Annotated in this window: 14 protein-coding genes; 6 read left to right on the top strand and 8 right to left on the bottom strand. The window is 60.6% G+C overall.

The features are described 5' to 3' along the window. Positions 1–76: 76 nt before the first annotated feature. The 5 genes from pheS to thrS form a co-directional block, all read right to left on the bottom strand. Complete coding sequence (gene pheS / locus HNP33_RS17260) at positions 77–1,129, bottom strand: phenylalanine--tRNA ligase subunit alpha (protein ID WP_184710704.1); 1,053 nt, start codon at positions 1,127–1,129, stop codon at positions 77–79. Between the two features lie 122 nt (positions 1,130–1,251). Continuing rightward, positions 1,252–1,611 carry a 50S ribosomal protein L20 gene (rplT, locus tag HNP33_RS17265; RefSeq protein ID WP_184710706.1) on the bottom strand — a complete coding sequence of 120 codons (360 nt, stop codon included), beginning with the start codon at positions 1,609–1,611 and terminating at the stop codon, positions 1,252–1,254. A gap of 26 nt (positions 1,612–1,637) precedes the next feature. Further along, positions 1,638–1,841 (bottom strand): 50S ribosomal protein L35, encoded by a 204-nt coding sequence (gene rpmI, locus HNP33_RS17270; protein WP_105729206.1) that lies wholly within the window; start codon positions 1,839–1,841, stop codon positions 1,638–1,640. Between the two features lie 231 nt (positions 1,842–2,072). Next, positions 2,073–2,687 (bottom strand): translation initiation factor IF-3, encoded by a 615-nt coding sequence (infC, locus tag HNP33_RS17275; RefSeq protein WP_184710708.1) that lies wholly within the window; start codon positions 2,685–2,687, stop codon positions 2,073–2,075. Positions 2,688–2,764: 77 nt separating this feature from the next. Continuing rightward, entirely contained in the window at positions 2,765–4,696 is a 1,932-nt protein-coding gene (thrS, locus tag HNP33_RS17280) for a threonine--tRNA ligase (RefSeq protein WP_184710710.1), read from the bottom strand. Positions 4,697–5,036: 340 nt separating this feature from the next. On the opposite strand from thrS, the gene HNP33_RS17285 reads away from it, so the two are divergent. The 4 genes from HNP33_RS17285 to HNP33_RS17300 all read left to right on the top strand — a co-directional run bounded on the left by HNP33_RS17285 (position 5,037) and on the right by HNP33_RS17300 (position 9,217). Beyond that, positions 5,037–5,789 carry a hypothetical protein gene (locus tag HNP33_RS17285; protein WP_184710712.1) on the top strand — a complete coding sequence of 251 codons (753 nt, stop codon included), beginning with the start codon at positions 5,037–5,039 and terminating at the stop codon, positions 5,787–5,789. 134 nt (positions 5,790–5,923) lie between these two features. Next, positions 5,924–7,075: an acetylornithine deacetylase gene (argE, locus tag HNP33_RS17290; protein WP_184710714.1), complete on the top strand. Its 1,152-nt coding sequence runs from the start codon at positions 5,924–5,926 to the stop codon at positions 7,073–7,075. A 221-nt stretch (positions 7,076–7,296) separates the two neighbouring features. Next, complete coding sequence (locus tag HNP33_RS17295; RefSeq protein ID WP_184710716.1) at positions 7,297–8,079, top strand: SOS response-associated peptidase; 783 nt, start codon at positions 7,297–7,299, stop codon at positions 8,077–8,079. Between the two features lie 100 nt (positions 8,080–8,179). Beyond that, entirely contained in the window at positions 8,180–9,217 is a 1,038-nt protein-coding gene (locus tag HNP33_RS17300; protein WP_184710718.1) for a hypothetical protein, read from the top strand. 26 nt (positions 9,218–9,243) lie between these two features. Here HNP33_RS17300 and xerD read toward each other — a convergent pair whose 3' ends face one another. The 3 genes from xerD to HNP33_RS17315 form a co-directional block, all read right to left on the bottom strand. Beyond that, positions 9,244–10,179 (bottom strand): site-specific tyrosine recombinase XerD, encoded by a 936-nt coding sequence (gene xerD / locus HNP33_RS17305; protein ID WP_184710720.1) that lies wholly within the window; start codon positions 10,177–10,179, stop codon positions 9,244–9,246. Between the two features lie 151 nt (positions 10,180–10,330). Next, positions 10,331–11,311, bottom strand: a complete 981-nt coding sequence (locus tag HNP33_RS17310) for a tripartite tricarboxylate transporter substrate binding protein BugE (RefSeq protein ID WP_184710722.1) — start codon at positions 11,309–11,311, stop codon at positions 10,331–10,333. A gap of 299 nt (positions 11,312–11,610) precedes the next feature. Further along, the gene (locus tag HNP33_RS17315; protein WP_184710724.1) at positions 11,611–12,588 is read right to left on the bottom strand and encodes a tripartite tricarboxylate transporter substrate binding protein BugE; all 978 of its coding nucleotides are present in this window, start codon (positions 12,586–12,588) and stop codon (positions 11,611–11,613) included. 269 nt (positions 12,589–12,857) lie between these two features. Between HNP33_RS17315 and HNP33_RS17320 the strand changes: the two genes are divergently transcribed. Then, positions 12,858–13,787 (top strand): AEC family transporter, encoded by a 930-nt coding sequence (locus tag HNP33_RS17320; RefSeq protein ID WP_184710726.1) that lies wholly within the window; start codon positions 12,858–12,860, stop codon positions 13,785–13,787. A 45-nt stretch (positions 13,788–13,832) separates the two neighbouring features. Then, positions 13,833–14,507 (top strand): GDSL-type esterase/lipase family protein, encoded by a 675-nt coding sequence (locus tag HNP33_RS17325; protein WP_184710728.1) that lies wholly within the window; start codon positions 13,833–13,835, stop codon positions 14,505–14,507. Positions 14,508–14,939 lie beyond the last annotated feature (432 nt).

Consider the following 14,939-nt stretch of genomic DNA (forward strand, 5'->3'; position numbering starts at 1 on the left):
CATGGCTGGCGGTCATCTTCAGACACTTTCTTCTTTAAAACCAGACAGGATGTGCACAAACTGCTCACTTTTTCAATTACTGAAACTGCGACAGGAAACGGATGTCTCCGTCGAAGAACAGGCGCAGGTCATTCACGCCATAACGCAGCATGGTCAGGCGGTCGGGGCCCATGCCAAAGGCAAAGCCGATGTACTTTTCGGGGTCGAGGCCCATGTTGCGCACCACATTGGGATGCACCTGTCCGGCACCCGACACCTCCAGCCAGCGACCGGCCAGCGGGCCGCTCTGGAACTGAATGTCGATCTCGGCCGAAGGCTCGGTGAATGGGAAGAAGCTGGGGCGGAAGCGCAGCACGAGATCATCCTGCTCGAAGAACGTCTTGCAGAAATCGGTGAACACCACCTTCAAGTCCTTGAAGCTGACGTTCTCGCCAATCCACAGGCCTTCGCACTGGTGGAACATGGGCGAGTGGGTGGCGTCGCTGTCTACCCGGTAGGTGCGGCCCGGCGCAATCACGCGGATCTCCGGCATGGTCTGACCGGCGTCGATCAGATTGCGGTATTTCTTCACATGCTGCACGGCGTGGCGCACCTGCATGGGGCTCGTGTGCGTGCGCAGCAGATTGGGCGCGTGCTGCGTGCCGCCTTCAACGTAGAAGGTATCGTGCATGGAGCGCGCAGGATGGTCTTCCGGCGTGTTGAGCGCCGTGAAGTTGAACCAGTCGGACTCGATCTCGGGGCCCTGGGCCACATCGAAGCCCATGGAGCCGAAGATGCCCTCGATACGCTCCAGTGTCAGCGATACGGGGTGCAGGCCTCCCGAGCCACGGCGACGGCCGGGCAGCGTCACATCCAGCACTTCGGCCTTGAGGTGGGCTTGCAGTTCAGCATCGGCCAAGGCCTTGCGGCGCGCCGTGAGAAGCGACTCGATGGCCTGCTTGGCCACATTGATCGCAGCACCACGCGACTTTTTCTCTTCGACGGAAAGCTGCGCCATGCCCTTCATGAGCTCGGTCATCTTGCCCGACTTGCCCAGAAACTGCGCCTTGGCGTTTTCCAGATCAGCGGGGGTATGGGCCTGCGCAAACAGTTGCTGCGCGCTCTCGACCAGAGAATCCAACTCGTTCATATCGACTCTTTATCGATTCTTGATTCTTAAAAAGAAACAAGGGCTAGTGCCTTTTCAAGCCCTAGCCCTTGCTGTGTGTGCACCAGCAGCTACTGAATCAGGAGTAACTACTGATCGTGACCTCAGGCAGCCAGCTTGGCCTTGACTTGGTCGACGATAGCTGCAAAAGCAGCCTTGTCGTGCACGGCGATATCGGCCAGCATCTTGCGGTCGATTTCGATCGCAGCCTTCTTCAGGCCGTTGGCGAATTGGCTGTAGGTCAGGCCCAGTTCACGTGCAGCAGCATTGATACGAGCGATCCACAGTTGGCGGAACACGCGCTTCTTGTTGCGACGGTCACGGTAGGCATACTGACCAGCCTTCATGACGGCTTGCTTGGCAACGCGGAATACGTTACCACGGCGGCCGCGGAAACCCTTAGCAAGGGCCAGAACTTTTTTGTGACGGGCGCGAGCCGTTACACCACGTTTGACGCGAGGCATGTGTTTTCTCCTTGTTCGTCAGTGAATTACAGGCCCATGCCGGGCAGCATCTGTGCCATGTGACCCATGTTGGTCTCATGCACGTTCACTGCACCGCGCAGGTGGCGCTTGTTCTTGGTGGTCTTCTTGGTCAGGATGTGACGCTTGAAGGCTTGACCGCGCTTGACGGTGCCACCTGGACGAACGCGAAAACGCTTCTTCGCGCTGCTCTTGGTCTTCATTTTGGGCATGTGAATGCTCCTTATGGATTGTGCTCGTGAGGCGTTCAGACCACTTGGCTGAACTTGTTGGCCCCGAGCCACTTTTGCGACAGACCGGAAACCCTATCCATCGAAGGACAGCCGCCGACTGCACCACCACAGGCCCAGATTCTGGCCCCCTGGCATACAGGCAATTGCTCTCCTATAAAAACCGAAGGCGGCTATGCGCCGCCATCGGAATTCAGTATTTTATGCGATTTTTCAAGCCGCTGCCACTGGGGCCTTGTCGCCTTCGGCAGTTTTACCACCCGCAGCACCTGGTTTTTTACGCGCAGGGGCCACCATCATGATCATCTGGCGGCCTTCCAGCTTGGGAAACTGCTCAACCTGGATGGTATCGGCCAGCTCGTCACGGATGCGGTTGAGCAGATCCATGCCGAGATTCTGGTGGGTGATTTCACGGCCACGGAACCGCAAGGTCACCTTCACCTTGTCGCCATCTGCCAGAAAGCGCTTGATGTTGCGCATCTTGACGTTGTAATCGCCATCATCGGTACCAGGGCGGAACTTGACTTCCTTGATATCGATGACGGTCTGCTTGGCCTTGGCTTCTGCCGCCTTCTTCTGTTCCTGGTATTTGAACTTGCCGTAGTCCATCAGGCGGCACACAGGCGGCACGGCCGTGGCGGCGATTTCGACCAGGTCAACGTCCAGTTCGCCCGCCATGCGCAGTGCTTCCTGCAGCGGCACGATGCCCAGAGGTTCATTATTGGGACCGGACAGACGCACTTCAGGCGCCTGGATCTCACGATTCAGGCGGTGTTTGCGCTCTTCGCGGTGGCGGCGATCACGAAATTCAGTAGCTATGGCTTTCACCCTAAATATTTAAAAGCTACGACAGCGTAGCTGCTCAAAGCACAGTCCACGCTGTCCAAAGCTCATCTACCAGAGGGTTATGCTTTAGAGGCGATGTCCTTGGCAATGAGTTCTGCGAACGCATCGACGGACATCACACCGAGGTCTTTGCCGCCCCGGGCGCGCACTGCTACGGCACCAGCTGCCTTCTCCTTGTCGCCCGCGACGAGGATATAGGGCAGCTTCTGCAACGAATGCTCCCGTATTTTATACGTAATCTTCTCGTTGCGCAGGTCGGTAACCACACGCAGCCCTTGGTGCGGCAAGGCCTTACGCAGTTTGTCGGCCACTTCCTTCACATATTCGGACTGTGCATCGGTGATGTTGAGGATGGCCACCTGCGTGGGCGCAAGCCAGGTCGGCAGCGCGCCAGCGTGCTGCTCGATCAGAATGCCAATGAAGCGCTCAAGCGAGCCCACGATGGCGCGGTGCAGCATGATGGGGCGATGACGCTCGCCGTCTTCGCCCACAAATTCCGCATCCAGACGCTCTGGCAGGTTCGGGTCGACCTGGATGGTGCCGCACTGCCATTCACGGCCGAGCGCATCTTTCAGGGTGTATTCGATCTTGGGGCCATAGAAGGCGCCTTCGCCAGGCAGGTATTCGAAATCACAGCCCGACGCGCGCAGGCCGTCGGCCAGGGCGGCCTCTGCCTTGTCCCAGCTCTCTTCCGTGCCGATGCGCTTTTCAGGGCGGGTCGACAAGCGATAGAGGATGTTGGTGAAGCCGAAATCCGCATACACCTTCTGCAGGAGCGAGGTGAAGGCAGTCACTTCGGCCTGGATCTGCTCGGGCAGGCAGAAGATGTGGCCGTCATCCTGCGTGAAGGCGCGCACACGCATGATGCCGTGCAGCGAACCGGTGGGCTCGTTACGGTGGCAGTTGCCGAACTCGCCAAAGCGCAGCGGCAGATCACGGTAGCTCTTGATGCCCTGCTTGAAGATCAGGATGTGGCCTGGGCAGTTCATCGGCTTCAGGGCATATTCACGCTTTTCCGACTCGGTCGTGAACATGTTCTCGCGGTACTTGTCCCAGTGGCCGGTCTTCTCCCACAGGGTCTTGTCCAGAATCTGTGGAGCCTTCACTTCCTGGTAGCCATTGTCGCGGTAGACCTGGCGCATGTACTGCTCCACCTCTTGCCAGATCGTCCAGCCTTTAGGGTGCCAGAACACGGTGCCGGGCGAGTGCTCGTCGATGTGGAACAAGTCCAGTTCACGGCCGAGCTTGCGGTGGTCGCGCTTTTCCGCCTCTTCCAGCATGGTGAGGTATTGCTGCAGCTCGTCCTTGCTGGCCCATGCCGTGCCGTAGATGCGCTGCAGCATCTCGTTGTTGTGGTCACCGCGCCAGTAGGCGCCAGCCACCTTCATCAGCTTGAAGTGTTTGAGCTTGCCAGTGCTCGGTACGTGGGGGCCACGGCACAGGTCTTCAAAGCTGCCTTCGCGGTACAGGCTCACTTCTTCATTGCTGGGGATGCTGGCAATGATCTCGGCCTTGTAGTCTTCGCCAATGCCCTTGAAATAAGCCACGGCTTCGTCGCGCGGCAGCACACGGCGCACCACCGGCTCATCCTTGTTGGCAAGTTCGGTCATGCGCTTTTCGATGGCGACAAGGTCTTCAGGGGTGAAGGGGCGCTTGTAGGCAAAGTCGTAGTAAAAGCCGTTCTCGATCACCGGGCCGATGGTGACTTGCGCATCAGGAAACAACTCCTTGACAGCGTAGGCCAGCAAGTGAGCGGTGGAGTGGCGGATCACTTCCAGACCATCCTTGTCCTTGGCGGTGATGATGGCAAGTGGGGCATCCTGCTCGATCACATGGCTGGTGTCCACCACTTTGGCGTTATCGCCAATACCCACCTTGCCCGCCAGCGCGGCCTTGGCCAGGCCTGCGCCAATCGAGGCAGCAACATCGGCTACCGATACCGGGCCGGGATATTCGCGCTTGGAGCCATCGGGAAGCGTAATTTGAACCATAAGAATTCCTGTAATCGTGGTGATGGATGGGCTGATGCAAATCCGCGCAACGCCAAAAAAGCAAAAAGCGCGGAACTGGTCCGCGCTTTGGAAGGAAGAGGAGGAAGACGATGACAATCGTGCAGGCGCGAACCACCGGCCTTAGCGGCCAGTCAAACCTCCAGGGGTCGTCGTTCGCGGTGTCATAACCGAATGTGCCTTTCTCGCTCTTGTGCAGGGTTAGAAAACTGATAAACATCGTCATTTTCCCACACTCTGATGCAATCTGCCGCTGTTGTGGCAATCCGCAACGCTACAAGCTTGCCATAATGAAAACGATAGCAGACCCTGACGATTTGATATGCCCTGTCGCTCCGCCCGATCTGTAGGAATTTCCGCATGCCTGACTGCGTTATTGCTGCTGGCAGGCTGCAGCAATGCCCCCACTACGCGAGGCAAGGCGCCTGACCGCGACATGGAAGCCAAGGAATGGGGGCAGTCCGACGTCAATCGCATGGCGACGCTCAGCATGCAGGCCAACCTGCAGAGTCTGTACACCCTGATGGACAAGCTCTACCGCCGCAATCCGCAGGAATGGCGCAAGGGAGGCTTTGACAGCCGCGAACAGGCGATGAAGGCCGTCAAGCAAGCCATCGAGAACCAGCAGCCCTGGCCCGACCTGATGGACCAGCGCGATATCGATGGCATGAGCATGGCGCTGGCGCCCGAATTCTCCAGCGACCGCGTGGCTGCCTTTACCTGGGCGACCGCCGACATGCTGATCACCGCCTACGGTGGCCGCACCACCCTGTATCTGATCCACGGCCTCGATGCGCAGACGGTCTACAACGCTTCGCGCAACCTGGAAATCGCCAACTGGATGCTGACGCATCGCAAACTCTCCAACGGTCAACCCATGCTGCTGACCAACGAAATCAATACCAGCGAACGCAACCTCAGCTTCGAGCGCGAGTTCGGCAAGATGATCGCGCGCAACGATCTGATGGCCGATGTGGTGTCCGAGAAATACCGCCGTGCCGTGATCGGCTATGTGCAGGGCCTGGCTGGCGGCAGCCTGCTGCAGTTCTTGCCTGTACAGGCCGTGGCGCACTAGGCAGCACACACGCCAACAACGCAAAGGCGTACCAAGGGCCATGCATTGCGCTTTGTAATGCACGCCCCGGCACCAAGGCTTCGTGATCCTCCTACACTTGGTCACTTGCGATTTAACTCCCGAGTGACTGCGTTATGAATACCCGTTCCTGGCTGGAAAAGCTGGTGGCTTTCGACACCACCAGCCGCAACTCCAACCTTGCCCTGATCGAAACCGTGCGCGATGCGCTGGCCCAGCAAGGCCTCAAGGTAGAGCTGATCCATTCACCCGAAGGCGACAAGGCCAACCTGTTTGCCACCCTCCCCGCCGATGACGGCAGCACCCAGGGCGGCATTGTGCTGTCCGGGCACACCGATGTGGTGCCAGTCGACGGCCAGCAATGGGATACCAACCCGTTTGTACTGACCGAAAAGGACGGCAAGCTCTACGGCCGCGGCAGCGCAGACATGAAGGGCTACATCGCCGCATCGATTGCCCTGGTGCCCGAATTCATTGCCATGCCGCGCAAGAAGCCGCTGCACATTGCCTTGTCGTACGACGAAGAAGTGGGCTGCGCCGGCGCGCCGGTGATGCTGCGCGCCTTGCAGGCCCGTGGCCAGGTGGCCGATGGCTGCGTGGTGGGTGAGCCCACCAGCATGCAGGTGGTGGTGGCGCACAAGGGCATCAACCTGTATCGCTGCAAGGTGCATGGCAAGGCCGCGCACTCGTCGCTCACCCCCAAGGGCTGCAACGCCATCGAGTACGCCGCGCGCCTGATCTGCCATATCCGCGATGTGGCAGATCAGTTCAAGGCCAACGGCCCGTATGACGAGTTCTACGACGTGCCCTTCACCACGATGACGACCAACCAGATCTCTGGTGGCATTGCGGTCAACACCATTCCCGAGCTGTGCGAATTCAACTACGAGTTCCGCAACCTGCCGGGCATGACGGCGGAGAGCATCCAGGCCAAGGTCGAGAGCTATGTGCGCGACGAACTCCTGCCGCGCATGCAGCGCGAGTTTGCCGATGCTCGCATCGACATCGAAACCGGCCCCTATGCCCCGCCGCTGGAAGCAAGCGAGCAGGCCGCCATCACAGCCCTGGTGCGCGCGCTGACTGCCGACCAGTCCACACGCAAGGTGGCCTATGGCACCGAAGCGGGCCTGTTCCAGAACGTGGGCATCCCCACGGTGGTGTGCGGCCCCGGCAATATCGAGCAGGCCCACAAGCCCAACGAATTTGTCGAGATCAGCCAGCTCGAAGCCTGCGAACGCTTCCTGCGCAAGCTTGGACAGTCGCTGTAAGGCTCTTTGCTATTGCGATTTTTCGATCGCCTACAGCCAGCGCCCACTCCGAGCAGGAATGGGCGCTGTTTTCATAATGCTGCCTCTGGCCCCTTGTGTTTTAAAGAAATCTGCTTTTACGCGCACCAAAAAAACGCCAGCAGCTTCGTTTTTAATAGCATAACCATCCAACCATTTCAGGCCGGTGATCAACCGTCTGCAAGCCACGTACCATCTTGCCCATGAGCACCCAATACGAAGCCCTCAAAAACGCCGACCTGTACCCCACCGCCTTTCGCGTGGAGCCACCCGCCGAGCTGGGCGAGCGCAAGATGACACCGCGCAGGCCCGGCTTTTTCATTACCCGCAGCCTCAGTGGCGCGACCGATGCAGAAAGGGCTGCACTCAAAACTGCCGCTGCCAGCCAGGCCGAGACGCAATCAGCCGCTGACGCGCAGGCCAAAGCGGAGCCTGCCCCTTCCACAGACATCACATCGCGCCTGCTGGTACCCGCACAATGGGGGTTGGTGCCGCATTGGGTCAAATCTGCGTCCGATGGCAAGTTGCGCGCAACCAAGCTGGTCCATGTCAAATCCGACAACGTGGGCACCAGCACTGCCTTTCGCGATGCCTGGCTGAACAACCAGCGCTGCATCGTGCCGATGCAGGCCTTCATCACCGACGACTACCGAAGCAGCGGTAAACCCAAGCCCACGCGCATTGCCCGCGTCGATGGCCTGCCCATGGGCGTGGCGGGCATCTGGGCGCGCTGGCAAGACGAGGACGGCAGCGAACTGCTGAGCTACGCCATCATCACCATCAATGCCAATGCACATGGGTTGATGAACCGCTACCAGGCACCCGGCAGCGAAAAAAGCATGCCCGCCATCCTGAACGAAGGCGCCTACGACGCCTGGCTGGGCTCCTCCGCCGCCAAGGCCAAAGAGTTCCTGCGCGCCTACCCCGCGCAAAAGCTGCTGGCCAACCCGGTAGAAAAGGGCCGTAAGAATCCGCTGGGGATCTGATTGAGCTGCGATGCGTATTCACAACGCAGCAAGCCTGTGCAAACAGCCATTTTCACCCCATTGAAACTATAGTCGGCAGATCCCATCACACCCTGCCCCCATGCTTCGCTGGCTCATTTCCCGGTTTCTGCCCACGCCCTCTGCAGACGCCGCACCCCACCAAGCCGTCCCTGCCACCCAGATTGAGGCACCGGCTGTTGAGCCATTGGTATTGGCCTCGGTGATACAGGACGCCAACGGACTGCCTGTTTTCGATTGGCAAGCGATAACGCACTGGATTGCCCGTCTCCCGGACGCCGCCGATCATGCCAGTGCCTGGAGCACGGCGGAGCGCGCTTGGCTAGACCATATGTGTGTGGCACTGGGGCCGGATTTTCGGGTGCGCGAGCATGGTACGGCCCTTCTGCTGTCCAATCTGGAGCCCGTGGTTGCCCAGGCAACGCTGAACTATGTCAATAAAAGTCTGCAGCGCATCCTGCATGTGCTCAACGGCGTCGCAGAGACACCAGGCTGGGGCCACGATCTGGTGATCGTGTTCAAGGACAAAGAATCGTACTACCGCTATGTTGCGCACTACTACCCGGATGGCGGTGAATACGCGGAAAGCAGCGGTATGTTCATCCAGAAAGGATGCGGGCATTTCGTGACCATGGCCGCAGACCTGCAAGCGCTGGAGCCCATCATCGTGCACGAGCTCACCCACGCGTGCGTGCACCACCTGCCGCTGCCCATGTGGCTGAACGAAGGCTTGGCGGTCAACACAGAACAGCGCCTGAGCCCGGCTGCCAACCCGCGCCCCGACCTGCCCAAGCTGCATGCTCGCCATCAATCCTTCTGGAATGCAGAGCGCATCCAGTCGTTCTGGAACGGCCAGTCGTTCTTTGACGTGGGGCCGCCAAACGAACTCTCCTACGATCTGGCTCGGTTGCTGGTAGCCCATTTGGCTGCCGACTGGAACGCTTTTCGAGATTTTGTGCTGCAGGCCAGCCATGAGGATGCCGGTGCCCAAGCAGCCAATGATGGCCTGGATGTCGCCCTGGGTGCTTTGGTGTGCGCTCTGCTTGACCGTGAGCCCTCTCCCGATTGGGAGCCTGCTCCTGCACGATGGCAGACAGTGCCTGGGCGTGGCGGTTTCTGAAAACCGCTTCGCAATCCAGCCCCCCACTACCCACGCGGATGGTGCTGCCCGTGCAGTACCTTGAGCCGCTCGCGCGCCACATGGATGTAGATGGTGGTGGTTGATATATCGGCATGGCCCAGCAAGAGCTGCACCACGCGCAGATCGGCCCCATGGTTGAGCAGGTGGGTGGCGAAGGCATGGCGCAGCGTGTGGGGCGACAGCGGCGCCGTGATGCCTGCCAGCTGGGCGTATTTCTTGACGATCATCCAAAACGCCACGCGGGTCATGCCACTGCCGCGCTGGGTTACGAATAAATCGGGGCTCTGGCGCCCGGCCAGTATGAGCGGCCTGCTATCGCTCAGATAACGCTCCAGCCACTGTTGCGCCACCTGCCCAAAAGGCACCAGGCGTTCCTTGCGGCCCTTGCCCATCACGCGCAGCACGCCTTCGGCCAGGCCCACCTGCACGCTTTGCAGCTCCACCAGCTCCGACACGCGCAGGCCGCTGGCATACATCAACTCCAGCATGGCGCGATCGCGCAGGCCCAGCGGGCTGCCATCGTCCGGCGCCTCCAGCAAGGCTTCCACCATTTGCGGCGTCAATGTCTTGGGCACGCGCAGCGGCTGCCTGGCAGCCAGCATGCGGATGGTGGGATCGGCCATGATGAGCTGCTCGCGCAGCGCCCAGTGAAAGAACCGCCGCAGCACCGTCAAGCGCCGGTTGGCCGTGGTGGCCTTGTCCGCCATCTTGGCGGCAAAAAAAGCCTGCAGTTGCGCTTCGCTGCTGTGCTCTATGGCCGTGCCGGGGTGCTCTTGCAGCAGCCATTGGCCGTACAGCGTGAGGTCTCGGCGGTAGGCGGCCAATGTATTGCGCGCCAGACCGTCTTCCAGCCAAACGGCGTCTATGAAGCGGTCGATTGCCGGATGCAGCGAAGGCGAAGGTTTACCGGGGGTATTGCGCGTGCGATTGACGGGAGCCATGTCCCATCATGGCATGAAATGAAGCGCCCTATCCCCCTCTTCCCGGGTGCCTCGATCACCGCTCCTGCGAGATCATTTTTGTTGCGATGCGGCCCGGCAACAAAAAAGCCGCCGGCTTGCGCGGGCGGCTTCGTGGGCGCAGAGGCCGGAATCAATCCAGCTTCAGATCCTGTTTTTTCACCACGTCCTTGTAGACAGCAAATTCAGCCTTGATCTGCTCGGCAAACTCGGCAGGCGTATTGCCGACCACCAGCGATCCGGTGTCCTCGATGCGCTTTTTGACAGCAGGGTCAGCCAGCACCTTCTTGGTGGCGGCATTGATACGGTCCACCACATCCTTGGGCAGATCTTTCGGGCCCAGGATGCCGTAGAAGGCCATGCGGTTCACCGGCTCCAGGCCTACTTCCTTGAAGGTAGGAACATTGGGCAGCACAGCCAAACGCTCAGGCGCGGCCACGACGATGGGCACCAGGCGGTTGTCCTTCACGAATGGCAGGGTCGATGGCAGATTGTCCAGAATCATGTTGACCTGGCCCGCCACGGTGTCGTTGAGCGCAGGGCCTGCGCCGCGGTAGGCGATGTGGGTCATCTGGATACCGGACAGGCTCTTGTACAGCTCCATCAGCATATGCTGGATGCCGCCGGTGCCCGACGACGAGTAGGCGTACTTGTTGGGGTTCTTCTTGAGCTCGGCTTCAAACGCCTTGTAATCCTTGGCGGGGAACTTGGGGTTCACCGCAATGATGTTGGGCGTGGCAGCCACGTTGATGATGGGCGTGAAGTCCTTGATCGGGTCGTAGGATATCTTGGGGTTGATGGCGGGGTTGGTTGCCACGGTGGAGACAGTGGCAATACCCAAGGTGTAGCCGTCAGCCGGGGCGCGCACGGTTTCCACTGCACCAATGGTGCCACCCGCACCACCCTTGTTGTCCACCACCACGGGTTGGCCCAACTCCTTGCCCAGCGGATCGGCGATGACGCGGGCGATGATGTCGGTGGTACCGCCTGCAGCAAATGGAACGATCAGGCGGATGGGCTTGTTAGGATATTTGGAATCCGCCAGAGCGCCCGCGCTGAAGGTGGCTGCAGCAGCAGCGATCAGGGTCAGGCCCACAATAGAGCGACGTTGCATGAAAAATCTCCTCTTTGAAGTAGTGCAGCCATACCTGCAACGCAGGACGGATGATCCGCGCTCCTGGCGGCTGCGCAATGCTGTTTGGCACAGCGCGTTTTATACCGGATAAATGCCGCCGCAACGATGTCGATATCGCACCAAAAGATGGTGATTTGCCCTAATCAGTCGGTCGAACCGGCAGCAAATGCGGCGCGCGGCACGCATCTTTGAGAGTATGTGCCCAGGCGCCCCGGATGAGAAAAAGCGGCGGGTGTCACCACCAGCCGCTTGTGTCGTTCAGCTGCCTCCCTGCCAGATCAATCGAGCTTGAGGCCTTGCTTGTCGACCACCGCCTTGTAGGCGGCATACTCGTCCTTCATCTGCTGGGCAAACTGCTCAGGCGTGTTGCCCAGGATGACCGAGCCGGTTTCGGCAATGCGCTTTTGCACATTCGGGTCTTCCAGAGCCTTGCGGGTCGCTGCATTCACCTTGTCAACGATTTCCTTGGGCAGGTTCTTGGGGCCCACGATGCCATAGTAGGCCGAGCGGTTCACCACGGGTGCGCCCACTTCCGCAAAGGTGGGAATGTCGTCCATGCCCGCGACGCGGTTGGGTGCGGCCACCACAATGGCGCGCAGGCGCTTGTCCTTGATGAACGGGTAGGCCGAGGGCAGATTGTCAAAAATCATGTTGACCTGGCCCGCCACCGTGTCGTTCAGGGCCGGGCCGCCGCCACGGTAGGGAATGTGCACGACGCTCACGCCGGTCTCGGCCTTGAGCATTTCCATCAGCAGGTGGGCGATGCTGCCAGGGCCTGGTGTGGCGTAGGAATACTTGCCCGGATTCTTCTTGAGCTCGGCAATGAATTCCTTGTAGTTGGTGGCCGGAAAGCTTGGATGCACGGCAATCACGTTGGGCGTGGCAGCCACATTGATGATGGGCGTGAAATCGCGCTGCACGTTGTACGGCATCTTGGAGTTGACGGCCGGGTTCGTCGCCGTCGTCGACACCGTGGCAATGCTAAGGGTGTAGCCGTCGGAAGCGGCGCGCGCAGCTTCTGCAGCCCCCACCGTACCGCCGCCGCCACTCTTGTTGTCCACCACCACGGGCTGACCCAGGGCTTTGGCCAGCGGCTCGGAGATGACGCGGGCAATGATGTCGGTGGTACCGCCTGCGGCAAATGGCACGATCAGGCGGATAGGTTTGGTCGGATAGGCATCTGCTGCGATGGCACCGGTGGTGGCGGTGGCGCCCAGAGCCAGTGCCATGGCCAGGCAGAGTCGGCGGTTGATCATTTCTTTCAGTCTCCTGGGTCTGGCTGCAGGCGGGCTTTGCTCGCTCGGGCCAGGTTCAATACAGCGCAAAGGAGTTGCCTGCGCAGCCCCGTTCGCATTCGTAGCGCAATGCTAGCGGCATTGGCTGGTGAATTCGGGCTGCAGACAAGGCTCGCAAGCCAGTGTTTTCCCGTAGTTGCACTGCGCAACCAGGGCTTTGCCTGGCCGGAAACCACCGCCGGCTCCAGCCAATGCGACAGTGCGGGCCTTGCGTCCGCACCCGATCCGCTATGCTTGCGGGCGTGAATTACGCCCAACTGCTTTTCCCCGATTTCTCGCTCATCCTCATCGGCTATCTGGTATGCCGTTACACGGCGCTGAACCGATCCGTATGGCAGCCGGTGGAAGGCCTGGTGTACTACTTCCTATTCCCTACCCTGCTGTTCTATTCGATCATCCGCAGCCCGATCGACTGGCAGGGCACCTCCAGCCTGATGCTGGCCGGAATCGGCACGGGCCTGAGCGCCGTCCTGCTGACCTATACCCTGCCGCACTGGCCCTTCATCGGCAAACGGATCAATGAGCGCGATGCCGCCGCCAGCGCGCAGGTGGCGTTCCGCTTCAACTCCTTCATTGGCCTGGCGCTGGCCGAACGTCTGGCGGGGCCTCAGGGTCTGCAGCTGATATCGGTGCTGATCGGTGTCTGCGTGCCCATGTTCAACATTGCCGCCGTCTACCCCATGGCGCGGGGATCGCAGGCGGGCTTTGTGCGCGAATTGCTGCGCAACCCGCTGATCGTGGCCACGCTCACGGCACTCATCTGCAATCTGGTGGGCCTGCGGCTGCCAGCCGTGGTGGAACCCACCGTGGCCCGCATCGGCCAGGCGTCCATTGCGCTGGGGCTCATGTCAGCAGGAGCCGGCATGCAACTGGGGTTGCTTGCACAAGGCAAGCTGCTGAGCACATCGGTGCTCGCCATCCGCCACTTCGTCACCCCGCTGATTGCGCTGTGCGCCGCGCACTGGTTGCGGCTGTCGCCGCAGCAGGCATCCATTCTGCTGATCTTCTCTGCCCTGCCTACCGCCTCCACCTGCTACGTGCTGGCCGCGCGCATGGGCTATAACGGCGCCTACGTTGCCGGGCTGGTCACCTTGTCCACCATCTGCGGCATTGCCAGCCTGCCCTTTGCGCTGAGTCTGCTCAACTGGTGGCCGATCTAACATCCCGCAAGAAAATCAGCCAGCGCCTTTCGCTGCACCTGCACCATGAAGCTCCTCCCCGACACCAGCCGCCGCCACGCCATAAAGCGCCTGATAGCGATCACAAGCATAGCCAGCGGCACTTTGTGGATCAGCGCTTGTGGCAGAAAGCTGCCCAAGGCCGCAGCCATTCCCCCTGGTGCCACGGTGCTGGCGCTGGGCGATTCGTTGACCCAAGGTGTCGGCGCCACGGCAGGGCAGGCCTACCCCACCCTGCTGGCCGAGCGCACGGGCTGGAAGGTTGTCAACGCCGGGATCTCTGGCGAAACCAGCAGCCAGATTGCTGCGCGCCTGCCCGAGCTGCTGCAAACCCACCAGCCCGCGCTGGTGATCCTGTGCGCGGGCGGCAACGACTGGCTGCGCCGCAACAGCGCGCAGGCAGCGCAGGCCGAAATCGCCCGCATGCTGCAATTGTGCAAAAGCCAGGGCGTGCCAGTGCTGCTGGTGGCGGTGCCCGAGCTGAACCTGACTGCCGCCCTCACCGGCCGCATGAAAGACCACCCTGTCTACGAAACACTGGCCAAGGCCGAGAAAGTGCCGTTGCTGGCAGACGCCTGGAGCGAAGTGCTGGGCGATGACGCACTGCGCTCCGACCAGGTGCACGCCAACGCCGCAGGTTATGCGCGCTTCACCGAGCTGCTTGCGGCGCGGCTGAAGGCGTCAGGTTTTTTGCCCTCTTGAAGCAGCCTGCAGATGCTATTCATTGAATAGCTTCCGCCTGCCGAACAATCCTGGCATCGCTTTTGGAACCCATGCGAATGGGTTTCGCGCATCGACATTTGGCTGCCTCACATGGACCCAGGCAGCTGGTAGCGGCACAACGCCGCTAAGAGCCGCCAAAAGCCGCGAACACAATCCAGCACGCAGATTTGCGGTTGAGACGAGACGTCGAGCCGCGTAGGTCGGGCCGCGCCAAGCGAAGCCACAGGCCGTACAACGGTACGACAAGTCTGGGCGCCCCCGGCTGGGCGCCCCCGGCAATGCAACGACGTACAAGGGCTGTATTAGCGGCTCAAAGGGGCTTTGTTGCATAAATCGGTTTGAGACTGAGTCTCCCCAAACCCCAGACGTAGTTATGCCACGGCCACCGTTTGGGGCGTGCCCAGCTCGGTG

It is taken from the genome of Comamonas odontotermitis (assembly GCF_014207855.1).
GTDB classification, from domain to species: domain Bacteria; phylum Pseudomonadota; class Gammaproteobacteria; order Burkholderiales; family Burkholderiaceae_C; genus Comamonas; species Comamonas odontotermitis_A.

Bases quoted from the DNA above. Each gene is read 5' to 3' on its own strand.
- pheS (WP_184710704.1), bottom strand. From the start codon at position 1,129: ATGAACGAGTTGGATTCTCTGGTCGAGAGCGCGCAGCAACTGTTTGCG.
- rplT (WP_184710706.1), bottom strand. From the start codon at position 1,611: ATGCCTCGCGTCAAACGTGGTGTAACGGCTCGCGCCCGTCACAAAAAA.
- rpmI (WP_105729206.1), bottom strand. From the start codon at position 1,841: ATGCCCAAAATGAAGACCAAGAGCAGCGCGAAGAAGCGTTTTCGCGTT.
- thrS (WP_184710710.1), bottom strand. From the start codon at position 4,696: ATGGTTCAAATTACGCTTCCCGATGGCTCCAAGCGCGAATATCCCGGC.
- HNP33_RS17285 (WP_184710712.1), top strand. From the start codon at position 5,037: ATGCCCTGTCGCTCCGCCCGATCTGTAGGAATTTCCGCATGCCTGACT.
- argE (WP_184710714.1), top strand. From the start codon at position 5,924: ATGAATACCCGTTCCTGGCTGGAAAAGCTGGTGGCTTTCGACACCACC.
- HNP33_RS17295 (WP_184710716.1), top strand. From the start codon at position 7,297: ATGAGCACCCAATACGAAGCCCTCAAAAACGCCGACCTGTACCCCACC.
- HNP33_RS17300 (WP_184710718.1), top strand. From the start codon at position 8,180: ATGCTTCGCTGGCTCATTTCCCGGTTTCTGCCCACGCCCTCTGCAGAC.
- xerD (WP_184710720.1), bottom strand. From the start codon at position 10,179: ATGGCTCCCGTCAATCGCACGCGCAATACCCCCGGTAAACCTTCGCCT.
- HNP33_RS17310 (WP_184710722.1), bottom strand. From the start codon at position 11,311: ATGCAACGTCGCTCTATTGTGGGCCTGACCCTGATCGCTGCTGCTGCA.
- HNP33_RS17315 (WP_184710724.1), bottom strand. From the start codon at position 12,588: ATGATCAACCGCCGACTCTGCCTGGCCATGGCACTGGCTCTGGGCGCC.
- HNP33_RS17320 (WP_184710726.1), top strand. From the start codon at position 12,858: ATGCTTGCGGGCGTGAATTACGCCCAACTGCTTTTCCCCGATTTCTCG.
- HNP33_RS17325 (WP_184710728.1), top strand. From the start codon at position 13,833: ATGAAGCTCCTCCCCGACACCAGCCGCCGCCACGCCATAAAGCGCCTG.